The 383-nt window shown below is 71.8% G+C and carries 1 protein-coding gene; it reads right to left on the bottom strand.

Annotation, left to right across the window (positions count from 1 at the left end):
- On the bottom strand, positions 1–349 hold a 349-nt coding region (locus LPA54_RS41885; protein ID WP_228985573.1), incomplete at its 3' end, for an NADAR family protein.
- Between the last annotated feature and the right edge of the window lie 34 nt (positions 350–383).

The raw sequence follows: 383 nt of genomic DNA, 5'->3' as shown, positions 1-383 counted from the left end.
CCACGATCCCGAACCGCTCCCGTCGCCAGATCTCCTCGTCGAAGCCCTGGACGAGACGGCCCGCCTTCTTCGCCTCGGAGGGATGCCCCGCGGCCAGCACGCGCCGCTCACCCTCCGCGTCCCCGAAGAGGCGTGCCTTGGCCGCCATCATCCAGTGCTCGGCGGTCGCGTACTCCACGCCGTCGACGGTGAACGGGGACGGCCACCACTGGCTCAGGCAACTCGCCCCGATGCGCCCGTCGGGCAGCGGCCGGTGTCCCCAGAAGTGCAGGTACTTCACCCGCTCCCCGGCCCGGACCGCCTCGATCAGCGCCTCCCGGGACGCCACCGTGCGTACGGTTCCGTCCACGCTCACCACCCCCACGTCGATCCATGCGCAGAGC

This window comes from Streptomyces sp. DH12 (genome assembly GCF_020873895.1).
GTDB lineage: Bacteria > Actinomycetota > Actinomycetes > Streptomycetales > Streptomycetaceae > Streptomyces.
The sequence above is the reverse complement of the archived record's forward strand: the minus strand, read 5'-3'. Positions and strand labels throughout refer to the sequence as shown.